This window comes from Maritimibacter sp. 55A14 (assembly GCF_003122205.1).
GTDB lineage: Bacteria > Pseudomonadota > Alphaproteobacteria > Rhodobacterales > Rhodobacteraceae > QEYE01.
This window is the reverse complement of sequence record NZ_QEYE01000066.1, coordinates 1-921: the sequence shown is the minus strand read 5'-3', so window position 1 is coordinate 921 and position 921 is coordinate 1. Positions and strand designations below refer to the sequence as shown.

General features: G+C 56.6%; 2 protein-coding genes. One reads left to right on the top strand and one right to left on the bottom strand.

Features of this window, described 5'->3' with window-relative positions:
* Positions 1-130: 130 nt before the first annotated feature.
* Complete coding sequence (locus DDZ14_RS19605) at positions 131-475, bottom strand: hypothetical protein (protein WP_146193206.1); 345 nt, start codon at positions 473-475, stop codon at positions 131-133.
* Between DDZ14_RS19605 and DDZ14_RS20345 the strand changes: the two genes are divergently transcribed.
* Positions 368-826, top strand: a complete 459-nt coding sequence (locus DDZ14_RS20345) for a hypothetical protein (protein WP_369915403.1) — start codon at positions 368-370, stop codon at positions 824-826. The genes DDZ14_RS19605 and DDZ14_RS20345 overlap by 108 nt on opposite strands.
* Positions 827-921 lie beyond the last annotated feature (95 nt).

Here is a 921-nt window from a genome sequence, read left to right as displayed (position 1 = left end):
GGAAAATAGGGTTCCAGACGCGCCATCTGCGCGTCGCTCAGCCAGTAAAGATCAGACATGTCACCGCTCTGTTTTCAGGCGGTGAATCACGATGCTCGGCTGAAATCAATGGGTCCTGACCCTAGGTACATCAGACCTTGGCGAAGCCATTTCCAAGAAAGATGAAACCCTCAAGGAGATCGAAGGCGAACTCAAAGCGCGACTTGAGGGCAAACCCGGTAAGCCGATACACCCGACTGGCAGGACGAACGGAACGAACATCAAGGCGACGGCACATCGCTGGCTTGTTCAGGCGGATGGGATCAACAGAAAGACGCGACAACGATACCGCCAGCACATTGGGGCGTTTGAAGCCTACGCCGGAAACATCGAAGTATCGGAGATAAATCGTTCTCTTGCTCTTGGGTTCATGGAGTATCTTAAATCCACCCCTTCGGAGCGGACTGGGGAAAGGCTTTCTGCGCGTTCCCTTCAATCGTATCAGTCCTGTCTGGCATCCTACTGGCGGGTTCTCGATCACTGGGGGCTTGTGGACCCGGACGTTAGAAACCCTTTCTCGTCGCTCCTGAGAAGGCTGGCGGGGCAGCGCAAGAAAGCAGACCCCCGGCAGAAGAACCTTAGACCGGTGACCCGAGAGGAAGCCGAGGCGCTGTTATCGTACATCTCGGGGAATGACCGGCTCAAGTATCAGCGGGAAATGTACGTGACCGTGCGTTTGCTTTGGGTGACCGCGTGTCGTCTCAGCGAAATCGCAGGGCTTGCCTTGGACGACATAGACGACCGTGGCGACCATATTGACCAGCCCCACCTGAGTGGTCCGGTTTGAGTGTTAGTGCATGATCGGCCTCTGGTCCATTGGCAGGATGGTTTCCGGGGCCGGTGGGCGGTAGCCCAAGGCACTGTGGGGTCGTCTGGTGTTGT